General features: G+C 38.7%; 21 protein-coding genes and 1 pseudogene. 11 read left to right on the top strand and 11 right to left on the bottom strand.

The window, feature by feature from the left end; genetic code table 11:
- Positions 1-235: 235 nt before the first annotated feature.
- Together SOI83_RS02245 and SOI83_RS02240 are read right to left on the bottom strand one after the other, a co-directional pair.
- Positions 236-391 (bottom strand): hypothetical protein, encoded by a 156-nt coding sequence (locus SOI83_RS02245; protein WP_320676993.1) that lies wholly within the window; start codon positions 389-391, stop codon positions 236-238.
- 146 nt (positions 392-537) lie between these two features.
- Positions 538-2,220 carry a protein adenylyltransferase SelO gene (locus SOI83_RS02240; protein ID WP_320676992.1) on the bottom strand — a complete coding sequence of 561 codons (1,683 nt, stop codon included), beginning with the start codon at positions 2,218-2,220 and terminating at the stop codon, positions 538-540.
- A gap of 325 nt (positions 2,221-2,545) precedes the next feature.
- Here SOI83_RS02240 and SOI83_RS02235 point away from each other — a divergent pair, with 325 nt between their 5' ends.
- The gene (locus SOI83_RS02235; RefSeq protein ID WP_320676991.1) at positions 2,546-2,827 is read left to right on the top strand and encodes a galactose oxidase; all 282 of its coding nucleotides are present in this window, start codon (positions 2,546-2,548) and stop codon (positions 2,825-2,827) included.
- Positions 2,828-3,375: 548 nt separating this feature from the next.
- Here the strand turns inward: SOI83_RS02235 and SOI83_RS02230 are convergent.
- A complete protein-coding gene (locus tag SOI83_RS02230) occupies positions 3,376-3,549 on the bottom strand; it encodes a hypothetical protein (protein ID WP_320676990.1) in 174 nt (57 codons plus the stop codon).
- A complete protein-coding gene (locus SOI83_RS02225) occupies positions 3,546-3,878 on the bottom strand; it encodes a hypothetical protein (RefSeq protein WP_320676989.1) in 333 nt (110 codons plus the stop codon). The genes SOI83_RS02230 and SOI83_RS02225 overlap by 4 nt, the downstream gene beginning before the upstream one ends.
- A gap of 324 nt (positions 3,879-4,202) precedes the next feature.
- Here SOI83_RS02225 and SOI83_RS02220 point away from each other — a divergent pair, with 324 nt between their 5' ends.
- The gene (locus tag SOI83_RS02220; protein ID WP_320676988.1) at positions 4,203-4,550 is read left to right on the top strand and encodes an AIR synthase; all 348 of its coding nucleotides are present in this window, start codon (positions 4,203-4,205) and stop codon (positions 4,548-4,550) included.
- A 1,071-nt stretch (positions 4,551-5,621) separates the two neighbouring features.
- Here the strand turns inward: SOI83_RS02220 and SOI83_RS02215 are convergent.
- The gene (locus SOI83_RS02215; protein ID WP_320676987.1) at positions 5,622-5,777 is read right to left on the bottom strand and encodes a hypothetical protein; all 156 of its coding nucleotides are present in this window, start codon (positions 5,775-5,777) and stop codon (positions 5,622-5,624) included.
- 61 nt (positions 5,778-5,838) lie between these two features.
- A complete protein-coding gene (locus SOI83_RS02210) occupies positions 5,839-6,144 on the bottom strand; it encodes a hypothetical protein (RefSeq protein WP_320676986.1) in 306 nt (101 codons plus the stop codon).
- Positions 6,145-6,544: 400 nt separating this feature from the next.
- On the opposite strand from SOI83_RS02210, the gene SOI83_RS02205 reads away from it, so the two are divergent.
- Complete coding sequence (locus SOI83_RS02205; RefSeq protein ID WP_320676985.1) at positions 6,545-6,781, top strand: DUF3721 domain-containing protein; 237 nt, start codon at positions 6,545-6,547, stop codon at positions 6,779-6,781.
- Positions 6,782-6,801: 20 nt separating this feature from the next.
- Positions 6,802-7,236 carry a hypothetical protein gene (locus SOI83_RS02200; protein ID WP_320676984.1) on the top strand — a complete coding sequence of 145 codons (435 nt, stop codon included), beginning with the start codon at positions 6,802-6,804 and terminating at the stop codon, positions 7,234-7,236.
- A 123-nt stretch (positions 7,237-7,359) separates the two neighbouring features.
- On the opposite strand, the gene SOI83_RS02195 is transcribed toward SOI83_RS02200, so the two are convergent.
- Entirely contained in the window at positions 7,360-7,632 is a 273-nt protein-coding gene (locus SOI83_RS02195) for a DUF3303 domain-containing protein (protein ID WP_320676983.1), read from the bottom strand.
- 731 nt (positions 7,633-8,363) lie between these two features.
- On the opposite strand from SOI83_RS02195, the gene SOI83_RS02190 reads away from it, so the two are divergent.
- Positions 8,364-8,537, top strand: coding sequence for a hypothetical protein (locus SOI83_RS02190; protein WP_320676982.1), 174 nt, complete (start codon positions 8,364-8,366; stop codon positions 8,535-8,537).
- An 86-nt stretch (positions 8,538-8,623) separates the two neighbouring features.
- Here the strand turns inward: SOI83_RS02190 and SOI83_RS02185 are convergent.
- Positions 8,624-8,770: pseudogene (locus tag SOI83_RS02185) on the bottom strand (rubredoxin); the annotation flags it as partial.
- Between the two features lie 383 nt (positions 8,771-9,153).
- Positions 9,154-10,446 (bottom strand): cytochrome P450, encoded by a 1,293-nt coding sequence (locus SOI83_RS02180; RefSeq protein ID WP_320676981.1) that lies wholly within the window; start codon positions 10,444-10,446, stop codon positions 9,154-9,156.
- Positions 10,447-10,573: 127 nt separating this feature from the next.
- Here SOI83_RS02180 and SOI83_RS02175 point away from each other — a divergent pair, with 127 nt between their 5' ends.
- The 3 genes from SOI83_RS02175 (at position 10,574) to SOI83_RS02165 (ending at position 11,852) form a co-directional block, all read left to right on the top strand.
- Entirely contained in the window at positions 10,574-11,212 is a 639-nt protein-coding gene (locus SOI83_RS02175; protein WP_320677590.1) for an SOS response-associated peptidase, read from the top strand.
- Entirely contained in the window at positions 11,212-11,448 is a 237-nt protein-coding gene (locus SOI83_RS02170; protein WP_320676980.1) for a hypothetical protein, read from the top strand. Before SOI83_RS02175 ends, SOI83_RS02170 begins: the two co-directional genes overlap by 1 nt.
- Positions 11,449-11,582: 134 nt before the next feature.
- Positions 11,583-11,852: a DUF1651 domain-containing protein gene (locus SOI83_RS02165; protein ID WP_320676979.1), complete on the top strand. Its 270-nt coding sequence runs from the start codon at positions 11,583-11,585 to the stop codon at positions 11,850-11,852.
- A gap of 347 nt (positions 11,853-12,199) precedes the next feature.
- On the opposite strand, the gene SOI83_RS02160 is transcribed toward SOI83_RS02165, so the two are convergent.
- Positions 12,200-13,492, bottom strand: a complete 1,293-nt coding sequence (locus tag SOI83_RS02160) for a DUF2130 domain-containing protein (protein WP_320676978.1) — start codon at positions 13,490-13,492, stop codon at positions 12,200-12,202.
- 271 nt (positions 13,493-13,763) lie between these two features.
- On the opposite strand from SOI83_RS02160, the gene SOI83_RS02155 reads away from it, so the two are divergent.
- The gene (locus tag SOI83_RS02155) at positions 13,764-14,138 is read left to right on the top strand and encodes a DCC1-like thiol-disulfide oxidoreductase family protein (protein WP_320676977.1); all 375 of its coding nucleotides are present in this window, start codon (positions 13,764-13,766) and stop codon (positions 14,136-14,138) included.
- A 214-nt stretch (positions 14,139-14,352) separates the two neighbouring features.
- Here SOI83_RS02155 and SOI83_RS02150 read toward each other — a convergent pair whose 3' ends face one another.
- Complete coding sequence (locus SOI83_RS02150) at positions 14,353-14,670, bottom strand: TIGR03894 family protein (RefSeq protein WP_320676976.1); 318 nt, start codon at positions 14,668-14,670, stop codon at positions 14,353-14,355.
- Between the two features lie 663 nt (positions 14,671-15,333).
- Between SOI83_RS02150 and SOI83_RS02145 the strand changes: the two genes are divergently transcribed.
- Together SOI83_RS02145 and SOI83_RS02140 are read left to right on the top strand one after the other, a co-directional pair.
- Positions 15,334-15,570, top strand: a complete 237-nt coding sequence (locus SOI83_RS02145; protein ID WP_320676975.1) for a hypothetical protein — start codon at positions 15,334-15,336, stop codon at positions 15,568-15,570.
- Between the two features lie 353 nt (positions 15,571-15,923).
- Positions 15,924-16,106, top strand: coding sequence for a hypothetical protein (locus tag SOI83_RS02140; protein WP_320676974.1), 183 nt, complete (start codon positions 15,924-15,926; stop codon positions 16,104-16,106).
- Positions 16,107-16,539: the final 433 nt, after the last annotated feature.

The following is a 16,539-nucleotide window of genomic DNA, read 5'->3' as shown; positions in this document are numbered from 1 at the left end:
ATCTTCTGCATAATCAGCTAAGAGATGAAAACAAACTAAACGTCTCTTGCTAGTGAAAGCAGGCAATTGACAGCTTAAACGAGATAAAGCATCTTCATAACTGGATTGAAACATTCAGCCGGAATTGCTATTTCGAATCGTATGCGGTTATCAGGTGGCTCGGTGATGTTGAATTTGTGCTCAGCTTTTGTTATTTGTTTCTTCATTTTAATTCCCCTTAGTGAGGGAGTCCTAGTCAGGCCTCCCAGTCAACACCATCATCCTCTTCATCGTATTCATAGTTTAATAGAGAATCTAGATATTGTTCTTTATTAGGAATAGGCTCTTTCTTTTTCGTTTTCATCGTTTCTTCACTAGTTGGCAGTTCTGCCGGCTCATTTTTGTTTTTCATTTATTCCAAGGACATTGATTTGAGTATCGCTCCTAGACTCTCGCGATACCTTTATCAGTCATTAAATAGTTGTTATTACGTTACTCTATATTTCTAGGGTATTGCTTCTGCCTTTCCATATCTTTAATAGGCAGGGTTTTGTGATCTCAAGATGAACAACTGTAGTGAGATATACCTCCGGCGTTAAAGAATTCCTTGGGTTTTAGGCGGTCGTACTTGCTCTCCATTTCCGAAGCTTGTTTTTCGTAGGGATTGCTGAAAAGAGCCTGAAGCTCCTTGATGAGACTGTAATCACCTTGCTCAGCTTTCTTATAGGCAGGTGCAATCAGCCACTCTCGCCATGTGTATTTGGGGTTGATGCTTTTCATTGTGGCGGATCTCTTTTTGAGGTCACCAGCGCTCTTACTGTGATTCCGCCAGTGTCTCAACCACCTCTCCCATTTCGAATGAATCTGTTCTGAGCAGGGAAAGTAGAAACTTTCTTTTAAGAATGAGATGTCCTCTGGAATATTTGAGAGCTTCCGAAAAAAAATCGTGTAATCCACTCTGGATTCAACCATAAGCTCTAGCAGTTCTTCCACTAGAGTTGAGTCAAAACTGGTTAGGCCAAGCTTCTTTGCCCACATAGCTTCCATTTCAATAGCCATTGCTTCTGCGAAGCCTTCTCGGGTTTGATCTAGCTTTTTTAATGCCTCGATGTTGTCGGCAAGTAGAGGGCGTATGGCTGCCCAGAACATGTCATAGTTGGCTTCGGCAGCAACGGTTTGGTTGAAGAATGAGAAATGATCTCCACCTCCTGTCCAGGGCTGAAATCGGGGTACGAATAGTTCGCAGAATCCGAAGGGACCGTAATCGAGAGTGAAACCACCCGCGGCACAGTTGTCACTGTTGAAATTTCCTTGGCAGTAGCCAACACGCATCCAGTTGGCAACAAGTGATGTGAGCCGTCCGCGAAATAAATTGGCCAGCCCGACTACTTGATCGGAGAAAGAAAGACTTGAACCCGCTAAATCTGGATAGTTTCGATCGACTAGGTGTTGCACAATCATTCGTAGCTCTTCCAATGCATCTTGATGTTCATTACTGCGTGCACGACGGGCAAATAGCTCAAGTTGACCGACACGTATAAATGAAGGTGCTACACGTGTTGTGATTGCTACAGGATTGTCGACCAGAATGTCAGGGTCTATCCATCTAGACCCTTCGCTATACCAGGGCCTGCCAACAGTCTCGGATCGCGATACATACAACGTTAGGGAGCGAGAAGTGGGAACTCCCAGGGCCTGCATGTATTCCTGTACTAGAAACTCTCGAACACTGGAACGTAGGACTGCTCGTCCATCGGCACCACGGCAGTATGGCGTGGTGCCACCTCCTTTCAGCTGCATTTCCCAGCGTTTGCCGTTGAAGAGACCTTCGAAGACTGAAATTGCCCGACCATCCCCATACCCATTGCCGGTTCCAAAAGGACATTGCTGTATGTATTCAGTGCCATAGATGGATAGGGCATAGCCGGTTGCCCAACCAACGGGACGCATGGGATTACTGGCGACCGTCATGTCGCCTGAAAACAACTGGCTGAATTGATGATCTCGAGTAAGCTCATGGCTGAGGCCGAGTTCGTTGAATAGGGTTCTGCTATGTGTGATGTATTCCGGTTCTGGAATGGGAGTAGGAGTCACAGGTACGTAATGACCTGAGAAAACTTGCCGAGCGCGGTGATCGAGACCGTTGTCAGTCGCTTGGGGATCCGCTTTGAGTGAATCTAGGAGCGAATAGTCCGCAAGTTGTGTGAACTCAGTGAAGGTTTTCGTACTTGGTGATTTCAATGCATTCGAGGGAGCAGGAGTTAGGCCGGTTGTCACTTGTCTCTAAAATTTTTGGATTGGCCAGGCATGACCCTTTGGCTTAGATCATTATCGACCAACGAGAAATGTTTTCGAAATAACGGTTTAATTGCGACAACTAGGTGATTGGAGGTTTTGGCTTGAAAAAGGGCTAACTAGTGCTTTTGGATTGCTTAGTTGACATAGCAACCCTTCCGGGCTAGAACACATGTACTACTAGCAGTTCAATGGCTTTGTCCGCTTCCCCCTATTCAGTTTTCACTGCTGAGGATTGGATGATGCCACCTGCTCCTATTGGACTAGGTCAATGCGTAAGGGTCAGACCGCCAAAGCGTTACCCCCCCTCAAAATCAACGAAGAAGAGGAGTGGGACTACCTCGAATATGGAACCCTCAAGGAATCACGTACAGCTTGCGTTTGCATAACTTGCCAGCATTTTTCCTATTGCTGCGATAAGCATTGCCGAACACTTTTAACTTGCGGCCTTCAACAACGTTTGATTCCCCATGGTGAGCATTTGTCTTCCAGATGCGCCTTTTGGCAACGAAGAAGTGAGAAAGAGATTGGTTGGTGTCCTGAATGGGCTTAATTCCCCCATGGAGTGGAGAAAGAACCCTCTTAAGTACTAGCTATAAGAAACATGTTATTGGGCTGAATAGGAGATTAATAGAATTCAGGCAACACCCCTAGAATCACTTTTGATAGACTTTAAATACCTCTTCCGTTGACCACTATCGTGAGTTGAGACATACCAACCAGCGGCTAATCGGGCATCTATTTCTTCAAAATCTGGTTGAGATTCCAGACGGAGGACTTTTTTGGGGTGTTTATCCATAGGATAGTTTTACCATACTTACTGATTTTGTTCGTCTCATATAATACATTCATGACCTTAATGAGTAGGCCTAGTAGCTTTCTTCTGCTTCGAGCATGTCCTTTTCAGGATTAATAGGACCTACAGTTTTTGAGTTTGTTTTCCAATTCGTAAAGGACGCTAAACCTTTTAGAGTGATCTCCTAAGCATAAATCCCCTTTTGCTTGGGACTGCCCTGATTCAAATTTCCTGGAAGAACAGTAGATGCTGAATTAGCTGCTAACTTTCAGTAGGCAATCTGAATAAAGTATTTCAGGTTGCGATTAATTTTTTCGGTAATAAGTATCTGCCATTTCATGAAGCATGTGAGCCACGTTTTCATTGCTGGCTTTGGTTTCTTCTTTGAGCTTTTCGCATGCTCCTTTAATTTGCATCCATACTGAATCCATAACAGCATGTTCCTCATTAGAGGGATTCCATTTTGTGGCGTCACTCATTTTCGATTCCTTAGCTCTTCAACAACAGCGTCCCATTTCTTACCCGCTAATTTTTCCTGACGACTCCAAGTCGTTTTGGTTTTGAGTTGAACACACCAGATTTGTCTAGTTGCGAAAACCATTGGGATGACAACAATAAGATATTGAAGCCATAGGGGAATCCAAGCTGTGCTTGGGAGTGAAATTCCTCCGACCATGATCATTCCTGAAAGGAACCCACCAACAAATAGCCAAAGAACGCAAAAAACAACGTTTAAGGCAAACCAAGTAAGTTTGTTTTGAGTTAGCTGCATTTCGAAAGTGTGGTTCGGATGTCTCCCAAGCGGCAACCCTTTGTTCCTTTGATACTGCCTGGAGAGTTGTCTTGACTATAAAGTGTTTGTAGAATTAATAGATTTAGAGGTTTTTAAATACTGTATGAGGTCAAACTCAGAATTTAATAGTTTTTATAAGGGTTTTAAAAGGCTCTCATTTGATTATGCGTCCAACACCCTATAACGCCTATATCTAAATAAAGGCATTTCACAGAAAGAGTGAAAAGGATGAAAAGCAATTTTTGCTCATGACTCTTGTTAAAGGGAATTTTAAAGATTTTTTGAAGGGATTGATTAACGCATTAATCTAAAGTGAATGATAATAAGGCAAAATTTTAGATGGCCTGTAACTTGATCATTTCAAAGTCTGCTGCGGCTGAATTGATAAGACAATCTGCATTTGGAGGCACTCCAGGTGAAATGCATATTGATTTGTTGCCCGATGGTTTTGATGAAGGCTGGTTATATGTTCGTTTGAGATGTGGTAAACAAGATGGTATTCCTGTTGCAAGAGCAGATGGAGTCACTTTATTTGCTCCTTCAGATCAAGTTAGTTTGTTAATTGGCCTAAGTCTAGATTACTACGGTGATTTGAGTGGAGGAGGCTTTTTGATTAGTACCCCAGAAGGGGCAGAAAAAAGTCCTTGTGGTTCGGGTTTTAAAATTTTACGTAATGAACAATTGTAGTAATGAAGCCCTTTTAAATCTTTAGCCTTATTGCTAATGCTTGTAATTATATGGACAATAAGAGGCTTAAGATGTTTTTAGATAATATCCATGAAATTATAATTCTATTCGCATTTGGCCTTGAGAAGAGGACTTGCCCTTTATAGTTTAAAATATTGATTTGATAATGCTTATTATAACATCAATTTCTTTTTCATTGTTAGGACTACATTCTTTTAATTATGGCTTTAGAGTGGATAATTTAAGTTTTGGAAATTTTACTAAGGATCTACATTTCAGATCTCAACTCTTGTTAATCCTAAGCTGGAGAATGAATTCTTAGTACTCTTTATCTTTGTTGTCGGTTGGTTCTAAGGATCGTATGAAGTCCCTAGTATTTATTTAGGAATTTGAATAGAGTTTAGTTCTAAAGGTGAGTTCGGCATGCATTCAGTTGGGTAGGAGATTACATTTTTCGCATTAATGCCCACTGCTAGTGCCATTAATGCGAAACCTAGGAACCATTTGTTTTTGTTATTAGAAAAGAAGCTGAGCATGGTTAATCCTCTTCGATTTCAGTGATTCTGATCCTTAATCCTAGATAAAGAAGAATTCCTCCGATTACTGGAGTCCATAGTTGCCAATGTCCGAGATTATCCATATACCTGATTATATAAAGCTTATTGCTTTCTAGCTAGATCGATTAATGAATTGCCTAAAACTGTATAGGAGCTTCCCGGTTTGTTTTAGATGATTCCTTCAAGAAGTAAAGCCACATTGAATTTTCTCTGTAAATAATTGCTAATAGAGGTAAAGCATGGGACCTTACTTTACTCTCTTGTATCATTAGTTAATTGAACATGCTAGAGAACTTGACTTGCTTCTCTGTTGTGATCACTTACATGTTATTTGGACAACCTGAAATGATTGGTGGCATAATTCCAAATCTGATTGCTTTTACTTTGTTTCTTGTCTTTATAGTTTATTTTGCTTTAACTGGAAAAATGAAAGCCTCAGTTCAATAACTATTTGGTTCTGGTAAGAGGAAATAAGACCGATATGGAAAGACTATTTGATCTTGAAAGTACTTACTTAGTCTTTTTTGGAGGATTTGTTTTTTTCAACTTTCTCATTAGAAGTTTCCTGATTGGGTCCTTTTTGGGAATGTGGGCAATCACCCCAGCCCCAGGCGAGAACTGGTTCAATACCTAGGGAGAGAGCAATTATTAATGGAAAAACCTTTTTCATGTTGATTACAGTTGAGACAAATTATCTTAAATGGTTTTTTGATTAAGGCAGAGTTTTTTGACTAGTCATGAACTAAATAACCATTCCACACGAGTTCATCAAAGACCGTTGCTCCTCTTGACTTTTCTCCTACCGCTACAGGGATTAACTCGTCGAGGATTGCTGCGAAGCAAGTTATCCAAAAGCTATCTTGGCGGACATTAGCTGCCCTACAGATGTGAGGAGGGGCTATCTCAATGCAACCTTGGGTACGGGAAACTTTGATACTTGCCAGCTGTGAGTCAAGCTCTAGGTCCAAGAGTCGAGCTTCTTGTTGGGTAATGGCTGTTCCCGCAGCATGACACTCCAATAGCAATTGGTAGTTCATGATGAAGGCGTGAGCGTGTTTGACATCTCTTTCTGGACTGTTGATAGTCAAATAGGTAATAGTTACCAGAGATCTTTTAAACGAGTGTTATCCAAAAAAAAAGACCCTTGCGTAACGCAGTGGGCCTGGGTGATGGGGAACTTGTTTTCTAGGAGAAATTCAGACTAAAATCAACCCCCCCACAAGTAGTGTTTTTTCTTTTCAAACTTATAGCCCGCCCCACAAATAGGGTGTATCTACCGGTGACAAATTCCTTGACAACTATTAGTCATCTATTGGCCGGTTGATGGGAATCAGATTTGGCCTTTCATTCCAAGTCAGATCTCCGTCCTGAAATGGAGGCCTGAATTATGCAATAGAAGTGAATTTTGAATAGATTTAAATGGCAAGGATTTATTAAATGACAAAGTTTTTATCATCTCTGCTTTTGATTTCAGTAATTGGATGTTCAACTGAATCCAATAAGGTTAAGACTCGGGTTATTTTTGAAACCAAAGCAGAAGCTGAACAAGCTGCTAAAGACCTTGATTGCAAAGGGGCACACAAGATGGGAGACAAGTGGATGCCTTGCAAGAGTCACAAGGCCCATGAAAAATCCAACAAACAACTAGGGCATAAGCATCAGCACAACCACTAAGCCCTCCTTTATTCAAAACGATGAATAGTTCTGACCAACAGCAATCAGACGCCCCTGCTCATTGCGGTAGTAAACCCAAAAAGATTGCCATTGGAATAGCTCCTCTTGGTGTCATATCCATAGGAATTGTCCCGATGGGTATCGTCACAATTGGAATAGTTCCAATGGGAGTTGTCTCTTTGGGGGTTGTCGCTATGGGAGTTGTTAACGCATCCATAGTTGGAATGGGGATCTTTTCTGCGGGTATAACAACTATGGGACTTAAAGTATGGAGTCCGGAGGGACCAGTTCTTAGTAGATCTGTTGACATGCCGAATGAATCTTCGGGAAGTAATATTTATGCTTATCCCACAAGGTCAAGAGCAGAAGCTGAAGCTAAAAGATTAGGCTGCTTAGGAGTACATAAAATGGGAAAATATTGGATGCCATGTGCAAACCATGGGACTCATCAATAACTTAAAGAAAATCATTATATTGAATCTTTTTAATTGTTTGAAGAGAATTAAATTTTAATAATTCGAGTTAGAATTATATGCATTATTAATGCATATAATTAAAAATTATAATTCATAAAGAAATTAACTATAGATATTGGCAATTATTGGGCCTGCCTGTTCGTCTGTGAATACTGGAGTTGTGCTCCATTCCATAAACTCTCCCCAATCTGCTGCATGTTCATACAAGGCTGTTGGATCATTAGTCTCAACAAGTATCCAACCCTCTAAAGAGCCTGGACCATGATACCGGCCTAACATCTTCGCTCTTGGATATGGAGCCTGCGTGGAAAGAAATTTCCTCGCGGCCTTTTCATGGTAGCCAGTTTTAAATTTCCAGTGTTGGATGTAGAGCATGACATGAGAGTGTTCACAATACATTTACTTATACCAGAATAATTATTAGGTTTCACTAGTTTTGCGGATGCTAGGATATTTAGTTTGTTTTAGTTAACGGATAGTTTAAATCTTTCAAGTTTATGTTTCGAGGAGACTGGTTTCACAAGCTAACTTTTCTTGCAGAAGTATGATCTCTTGAAAAAAATATAGATTTTGCTGCTAAAAATGGTTCTTCAGCTTGTAGTCCGTTTCACAAAACTGATCGATGGGAGAAGCTAGGCGACGTAAAGAGCAGGGATTGGCTCCAAAGACCACAAAAACAGAACCAACAAAAAAATCTCTAAATTTGTTGGTTAAATATCCACGCTTGCCCTTATATATTGGTCTAATCTTTGGTGTCTATTTGATTATTGATTGGATTAGGTTAAATAGTGCTGGGTCATGATCCTCGCCAGAACTGATTTAGAATAAATCATATATGTATACTTTATGTATTATCATAAACCTTTAGAATAGTGTTCTAGAAGTAATCTTTGTCTAATTAGAACAATTGCCATAGGCAGCTTTTAATGCTCTGGTTAATCTTAACTGCTCAACTCGTGTATTATTTCTAGGTGATTGTGTCTCGCCGAGCATTTCTTAGAAGATTTGATCATTTATCTGAATGCTTGTTACGACCATACTGCTTTGTCTTTTCCTTTAAGGCAATATCTAGATAAGCAAGCTTTATGACCTTCGTTAAAAAATGAGTGAACTTAGGAAACCTTGATTTAATCCTTGTTGTCTTAGCCTTTCTAGGCCTTCAGGTTTGGTGGATTGGTATGACTATAAGGAATGGCCAAAATGAAAAACCTCTAAGATCTAGTGAAGATTCACTTAAAGAGCAAAAACAGCAATTAGAAAATCTCTATAGAAAAGAATAAAAAATTCACTTAATCTTTAATTAGGGGAAAGCGAATTCAACAGGGATTTCCTTCCTAACCAGTTAAGTGATTATATTAATGAGGGTTTATGCTTCGCCTAAGATGTTTTTAAACCTTCCTTTTTTTGCTCCACATATTGGGCAAATCCAAGTTTCAGGTAGTTCTTCAAATTTAGTACCTGGTGCAATTCCTTGTGAAGGATCACCCTTTGCAGGTTCATATGAATAGATGCAATCTTTACATTGTCATCTCATTGTTTGTTCAGTCGATGCCATGGCATGCCTCCTCTTTGAATTAGTACCTTAAACCTATATATTAACAGTTGTTTTCTTATTGTGCCCTTAGTATAAAACTGTGCGTCGGTATAGATTTTGAATTAAACATTATGACTAGCCTTTCTTGACTACCTAAATTCGAAGAATGATGGAACTTTATGTTTTTATAGCTAATTCAGCTAGGAGTCTGACAGGTTAGGAGGAATTGAGAAGGGCTTGATAAATCAAGAAGAAAAATTGAGTTTTTAATAACTCTAACAACTAATTTTCGATAATTGACTGCTGCCACTAAGACCTTTTAAAGAAAGTAATTGTTCATCAGAATTATTTAAGTTCTAGTCTTAATTAGAGGCTTTAACTAGTAACCCATCTATAGGAGTAGGGCTGGGTAATTGTTTTAATGTGAAATTTTGATCTGGCATAGCTGTAAGTCTCAACTTTCGAAATAAACCGACCACCATTAAACGTATCTCTAGTTCAGCCAAAGACTTTCCTAGGCAGACACGCTCGCCACCACCAAAAGGCATGAATTGAAGTTGAGATCCATCTTCAAGATGCCTTTGAGGTCTAAAGCTTTCAAAATCTCCAATCCCATCTTGATTGGATGGCGCTAGAACAATTTGGATCACTCGATTTTCAGGTATCGCAATCCCATCAACTATTAAAAGTTGCTTAGTACGGCGGAAAATACCACCTACTGGGGGTGTGATACGCATTACCTCATTAACGGTTGCATCTAGCTTTGGAGCACTGTTTGGGGCATAAGAGTTGATTGCTTGACCTGTTAATGGTGGCCAACAGAGATGATCGATTTCTTCCCTTAACCAATTTTCGATTATGGGATTAAGAAGCAACTCCCGCATTAGACAGCTCAGGGCAGAGGCTGTGGTTTCGTAACCAGCAAATAGGAGAAGTAGAAGTTGTTCTACGAGGTCATTCTTCGTTAAAGGAACTCCCGATTCATCAAAGCTTCCTGAGAGGACCTTTAAGCCTCCTAATTCGTTAATAGGTTGTGTAAGAACTTTTTGAAGTCTTTTTAGAAGACGTGTACGTGCTTTAAGAGCTTTTGCGTAAGGACTGCCAGGTATCGCTATAGGTATTGAAAAAAGTGCTTTAATCCAGATTTCGAAGTCCAAAAACAGATCATCACGATCAGTACCTTTTATTCCAAGAACGGTAGAAGCAATTACAGAGAAGGCGAAATGTCTCATCTTTTCTGCCAACGCTATAGGCCTTTGGGCCGCTTTGATTTCCTGGGCTAAAGCCTCGACCATAGAGATGATCTCTGAGCTATATCGCTCCAATGCAGATGTTGAGAACAATTGAGCCACTATCTTTCTACGTGCTTTATGAGAGGGGCCTGAACGGTTAGCTAAAGAATGACTCCCCAATAAGTTGCGTACACTTTCCGGCCACCATCCTTCAACTGCTTCTGATTGCGATAGCAAGTCAGAAATAGCTTTTGAACCCTGAATGAAAACCATGGGTTGTCCAAGCATTGAAGTTTGAAAAACATTCCCATAACGTTCAAAGCGTTGTTTTGCAAAAGTGGGGTTACGAAAAAAATCGATAGCTTCAAGTGCTCCCGATATTGCCCCCGTACTTGGTAGCGGTCGTATTTCTGATTTACTCATAAAAACTTTGCTTTAAAGACAGTAAAAAAATATCATTTTGTGAAGTGTTTTGTCTTGGTGTAATGAATATGACTTCAAATATAAGACCTGACTACTTAAGGTACTAATCATATGACATATAATGTTTATGTGCGGAAGTTTTGAGTTGATAGAAGAGTTTTATAAACTCCCAAAACTTTTAAGGAATGACTTTCCAAAAGGGCTTGAACTAAAATATGAGATGCAATCTTGTATTAGGCCAGGTGACCCAGTAATAGTTCTAAAAAACGAAGGCAAGGCTAAAACTTCACTAATGCTCTGGGGATTTATTTCGCAGTGGAGTAAAAATCCATTAGATGCATCTAGATTAAGGCCCTTCAATGCTAGAGCTGAAACTGTTGGTGATAAACGATTATTTCGGGGAAGCTGGAAACACAATAGATGTCTAATACCTGCTACCGCTTTTTTTGAAAAAGGTTATCGATTCAGGAAAAAGAATTCTCAGACTTTTTGGCTTGCGGGAATTTGGAATAGATGGATGAGTCCTGAAGGTAGTGAACTTGAATCATGTTGTGTGTTAACTACTCAGCCAAATGAGTTAGTCAGGCCCATTCATAACAGAATGCCAGTAGTTATTCCTGACGGATTTGAAGAAGAATGGATAGAATCAGTTAAAGATCTAACTGGGCTGAAAGCACTTCACCCTTTTTTAAAGGGATGGAACCATTACGATTGGATGGCAGAACCCATTCTTAAAACCCCAACCTCTCAATTGAGCTTATTCTAATGATGACTACCATAGCTATTTTTTTGCTGAGTTTGACCTTGGCTTTGATTTCTTTTGTAAGCTCTGTAAATGCTTTATTACCATCAGTTAGAGAAAATATGGATAATCAAAAGATAGAGAATGATAAAGACAGGGATCAATCTAGTATTGATTATCTACTTGGACCTAAAGATAAGTTCCCTTTTTTACCAGACAATCATCGTGATAGTGGAACCGGCAAATTTAATTCTTTTTAGTTGCTAGCTTAAACAGATCAAGTTAACAAAATAGGAATTTCAGTTGCCGAGAATAATCTTCTATTTAATTCAGGGTCAGCACAATTTGTTGACAAAGGCAAAAGCTGCGCTAGTACTAGCGTACTTGCTCGTCGATGGTGTATCAGGTTTCGGGTCGGATCTTAAACGGATGGTTAGTAAGTCCAGATGGAAGTTTGTGCTATCAATTTTATTTGAATCCTAAATCCCTCCTAGAGGGTTTTCCATTTGTTTTTATAAATGAGTGGACAATGAGGCCTGATGGGATCCCTTTTCAGTTGAAGCGTAGAAGCAAGCTTCCCTTGGATGACGCGCTTGAGCTTTGTTGCCAAATGTTATTGGAAGGTTGGTCCAAACTAGTTACTCGATTTAGGAGTTACGCTTAATTCAATCGAAGTTAATCCGGTTTTAATAGCATGAAATACTAATGGCCTCATTTAAGTTTTGCAGGCGACTGGCTGGTTAAAAATATGCTTAGCGAACTATAGTTTTCATTATTTGACACCTCAATATTTATCTTACTGTTTTACGTCAGGAAGAACATTTAGGTATCGTCTAAAATTGCATACTAGATATTTCTTAAGGTTTAAATGTAAAATCACTAACGTATCGTAGGGGGTATTTATAAATGCTTTATTTGGAGAGTTCTAATAGTTTTTGCTTTGAGAGGCTGGTGAATGCTCCTAAATGAATCATTATCTTTAGTTCTTAAGGTTTCACTTTTTAATTGAAATTAGGCTGCTTTTTGGTCCTCTAAGGCCTGAAACTTTGCTGACATTGTTGAATTATTTCGTATAAGCCTTTTAATAGTCACTTCTTGGGCCTTGTCATTTGCGAGCCGTAAATTTCTATCTGCTCCAAGTAAAGCATCCTTTGTTTTTTGTAAATGGTTGATTGACTTATCTATTTCTTGTATAGCCCCATCAAAACGTCTTGAGGCGAGTTCATAATTTTTTCCAAAGGCGGATTTGAATGTTTCCAGGTTGTTCTCAAAATTGGTAATGTCTATATTTTGTGCCTTAATTAGTTCGAGTTCTGACTTATACTTAAGTGATTTCAATGAGGCATTACGTAGAAGAGTTATTATTGGAATGAAGCATTGGGGACGGACTACGTACATCTTTTTATATCTATGAGATAAATCAACTATTCCAGAGTTATATAATTCACTGTCTGGCTCTAACAATGAGACTAATATAGCATATTCACAGCCTTTTTCTATCCTATCCTTATTAAGTTCTTTTAAAAAATCCTCATTCTTTTTCCTCGAAGATGTAGTATCTGACTGGTTTTTCATTTCAAACATAATTGATACCAGTTCGCTACCTGAATTATCAAATTCACGGAATATATAGTCTCCTTTACTACCGGATCTAACATCATTATCTTTGTCAAAGTAGGCTGATGGGAAAGCGGTTGCTCTTATTCGGTTAAACTCAGTTTCACAATGTTGTTCTAGTGATTCTCCTATCATTTTGGTAGAGAGGCGTATTTTTAAATCCTTAAGCCTTTCAATAGCGTCATCTCTATCCTGAATTTGTGTTAGGTATTTCTCCTTTAGTGACTTTTCTGCCAGTTGTCGTTCCAAATCCGCCTTTTCACTAGAGGATTTCAATTGATTGTATTCAGATTGCAATTTGGTTATGGCTTTTGAAACAGCAAGTTCCCTATCAACTTCTTTATTCTCCTTGAGCATTCTTAATTCATAAGAAAGTAAATTGAGTTCTTTTTCTGAGGTTGCTTTAGATTGTTTAACCGCCAGGTCTTTCTCCAATGCAGCTGTAGATAGGTTAGACTCTAATTCGATGATTTTTCTTTCATAAGCTTGTATACGTTTTTCTTGTTCAATCCTTAGGTTTTGTTGGACAAGCTGTATAGATTTATGCTTATCTTTTTCAGCTAATTTTAGTCTTTTGGTTAGCTCCTCTTCAAATGCATCATCCTTTACTTGTTTCAAGATATTCCCGTAATCACTTTCGTGTAGTTTGAATACCTTTCCACATTCTGGACAGTTGATTTTGTTCATTTTTCTGCTTTTTAAATGCTGACAGTAATCAGTCCCTTTTTATCTTGTTTAGCTTTGATAGGCAAGAGAAATTTATGGTCGAAAAACAATATGTAGTACTCAATCTAACTGACTAGAGCTTTGTTACTAATGAAAGGTTGCAGTTTCTATCGTTCTTATATTCCCCAGCAAGAAGTAGTACTTCAAATTCCTATTGATTCAGAAGGCCGTCTGGCTTGAAAAAGCCTTATAATGAACCCTAGATCAGTAATTTCTCTTTAAAGGTGTATAGATGACGTTGAGCCCTCTTTTTATCTACGATGGAGAATGTCCTTTCTGTAATCATTTCGCTCATTTACTTGAACTCAAAAGCAATATTCCTGGAATTAAAATTCAAAACGCAAGAACAAATACTGATCACATACCCAATGGTTATGACATTGACACTCAAGGAGCTATTTTGTTAGTTGATGATGAAATCATGTATGGGTCACAGGCAATTAATTGGGTATGCACCAAACTAAATAACCCTTCAGATGGCCTATTAAAACTGCTTTCGCAAGTATTTTCCTCTAAGTCTCGTGCCATCAATTTATTCCCTCTTCTATTAATCTCAAGAAGAATACTTCTCTTTTTGAAGGGAGTACCAGCAAAAATATCTACGTAAATATTGGTCAATTTCTTTGTTTCCTTTATTGAGCTGTAGTAAGTTTTTTTATTTCACGGCATTTACTCTGCGAGAGAATTACATGTAAGATAAAGCAATTCAATTAACTCATTCACTTTATAATTATTTATCTAAACTTCTTAAAGGTAAATTCTTCAAATTGATTACACACCATATTCCTTGGTTAGAAGCAGATAGCTGCTGATCACTCTAATTAGTTTGCGGCAGATCTTCTACGCACGATTCTTCTCCCATCCGGTAATTCTTGAACCTCGGGGCTTTCCTTTTTAGTTGATTGCTTCTTGTCCTCTGAAGAGTCTCCTTCAGTACCTGTTTCTTCTAGCTCTTCTTGATCAAGGCAGGTCCCTACAACCATTGCCGCTTCAATTGGGTTTGGAAGGTCTCCAATGGTTATTAGAGCTTTGAGCACAAGCTGCATGCGGGAGTCTTTTGGCAGGCCAGGGCGCAGCTTTTTAACTGATTGCCAAAGTTCTTTCGTTACTTCCTTGAGTAGAGCCTTGTCGGTTACCAAAATAATTCTTCTGGGTATTGTTCTATGACTTTATTAGATAGGAAATGGTCGGTGTTGCTTATTAAGGGGGTTTCCTCTACAAAATTGGGTTTTTGGGTTTGGTTATGCGAGCCTTAATGGCTATATCTCAGACTCAACTCCCCATTGTTCATGGTCCTTTTCCCTTCTTAGAGCAAGAAGCTTGCCCTATCCAAATTTCCTTTTCCTATACCCATGTACCTGCTTTTTTCTAGAGGTCCAGGTAACTAGAAACGGTTTTTCCTGTATCAATAAGGGCTTTTGGAGATTTTGCGAAGCATTTTTGTCAAGGTCAATACTTCCTGGATCTAATAATTTGGCGTCCTTAGCAAGCAATTTTTGCTTTTCAGGCCTTCAATTATTGGACTTTACTCTTGCTCGGTGGTTCAAATGCATAACTTACACCTTGCTTGGTTGGTGGAAATCGCAATACCCTAATGAAGACTCGCTTTGAAAAATTGGATGATCCTGTTGGCCACCCTTTGGCTCTTCTGATCGAGAGGGGGGCATATCTCTTCATAGGTATATTTTTTGTTGCTGCTATCTTGAGGTCTCTTATTGACAAAAAAAATGCCAGTAGATGACCGATTTCTGCTGAATTACTATTCAATATTTTAACTACTAACCCCAATACTAATTATCATAATGAAGATAGTCTGCCTACTGCTCTTTATCTTTCTACTTCGTACACCAATGGTTATTGCTTACCCAGCAGCTCAACTGAATCAATGTTTTAATGGTGCAAAGATGTCGCCTTTGCTTGTAGGTGTTCCTGGAATGGAAATTGAAAAATGGTGTGATTGTGTCTTAAACCTAACTATGGATGATCATAAAAAACCCAGTGATGCAGCAGCCTATTGTGGCAGAAGATATTTTAAATAAAATTGACTTAGACTACGTTTAGCCTGATTTAAGAAGATGAATGAATTTGAATTTTCGGAACAAGAATTTAATGAAATTAGAGAGATCTGGAGAGATATTAATTCTCAATGTGAAATAATCCAAAGAAGGACTGGTTGCCCAAATAGTGAAATTATAAAGATGATTGACTCTGCTAAAAGTTTATGGGAAAATAAGCATTAAATTGATACTTAACTTCCTCTTCTTTTTCTGATTCATATTACATATAAGGATCTTTCAAAATAGCTATACCTTTTTTACCAGAGATTTATGCAAAAAAAACACTCGACTTATCCACGGTTTGAGCTTTTATGCATCATAATTATATAAACGCTATGAATCCAGTGGACGAGAGAAAATACACAGACGAAGAGCTCTCGGAAATTTGCGAGGATGCTTTCGTTAGCGTAAAAGAAGCCTGCAAAAGACTTCAGGAGAGAACCCAGTGCCCAAATAAAGTTGTCGTTGAGATGCTGAATAACGTTGCTGAATTCTATTTGGCATTAGATTCTGAGTAGCAAATATCTAAGGTTCACTGTGGTAGTTGCTGATTTTTCTTTTTTTAGCTATTAATTTAATTGAAGTCCCTAGCCCTGTTGTAGTCTAGAGGAAGTATTTGGTAGTTTGATCATGAGTTCAGAAGAAGGTGGTGGAATGGTTCCAGGCTTAGTGGCAATAGCTCTTTCTGCTGTATTTGCTGCTGGAGTGGGAATGTTGGTGATTCAATTCTTGCCCCATTGATTCCTGTGAAACGCAGGCTCGACTAAATAAAGTTTAAGCAATGTTTTGTTCTATAGAAGAAACTTTATCCTCTATTTATGAGGACTCTTGTTTAACTATTCGCAAGAATAACTACTATTATTACAAATAGCTTATAAAGATAGTAAAGTTTGTCAATGCAAGAATGTTAATTTGTTCCAATATAAATGTAGCCCCAAATTATTATCTTTA

This window comes from Prochlorococcus sp. MIT 1300 (assembly GCF_034092375.1).
In the GTDB taxonomy this organism is placed as follows: domain Bacteria; phylum Cyanobacteriota; class Cyanobacteriia; order PCC-6307; family Cyanobiaceae; genus MIT-1300.
This window is presented reverse-complemented; position numbering and strand designations above follow the sequence as displayed.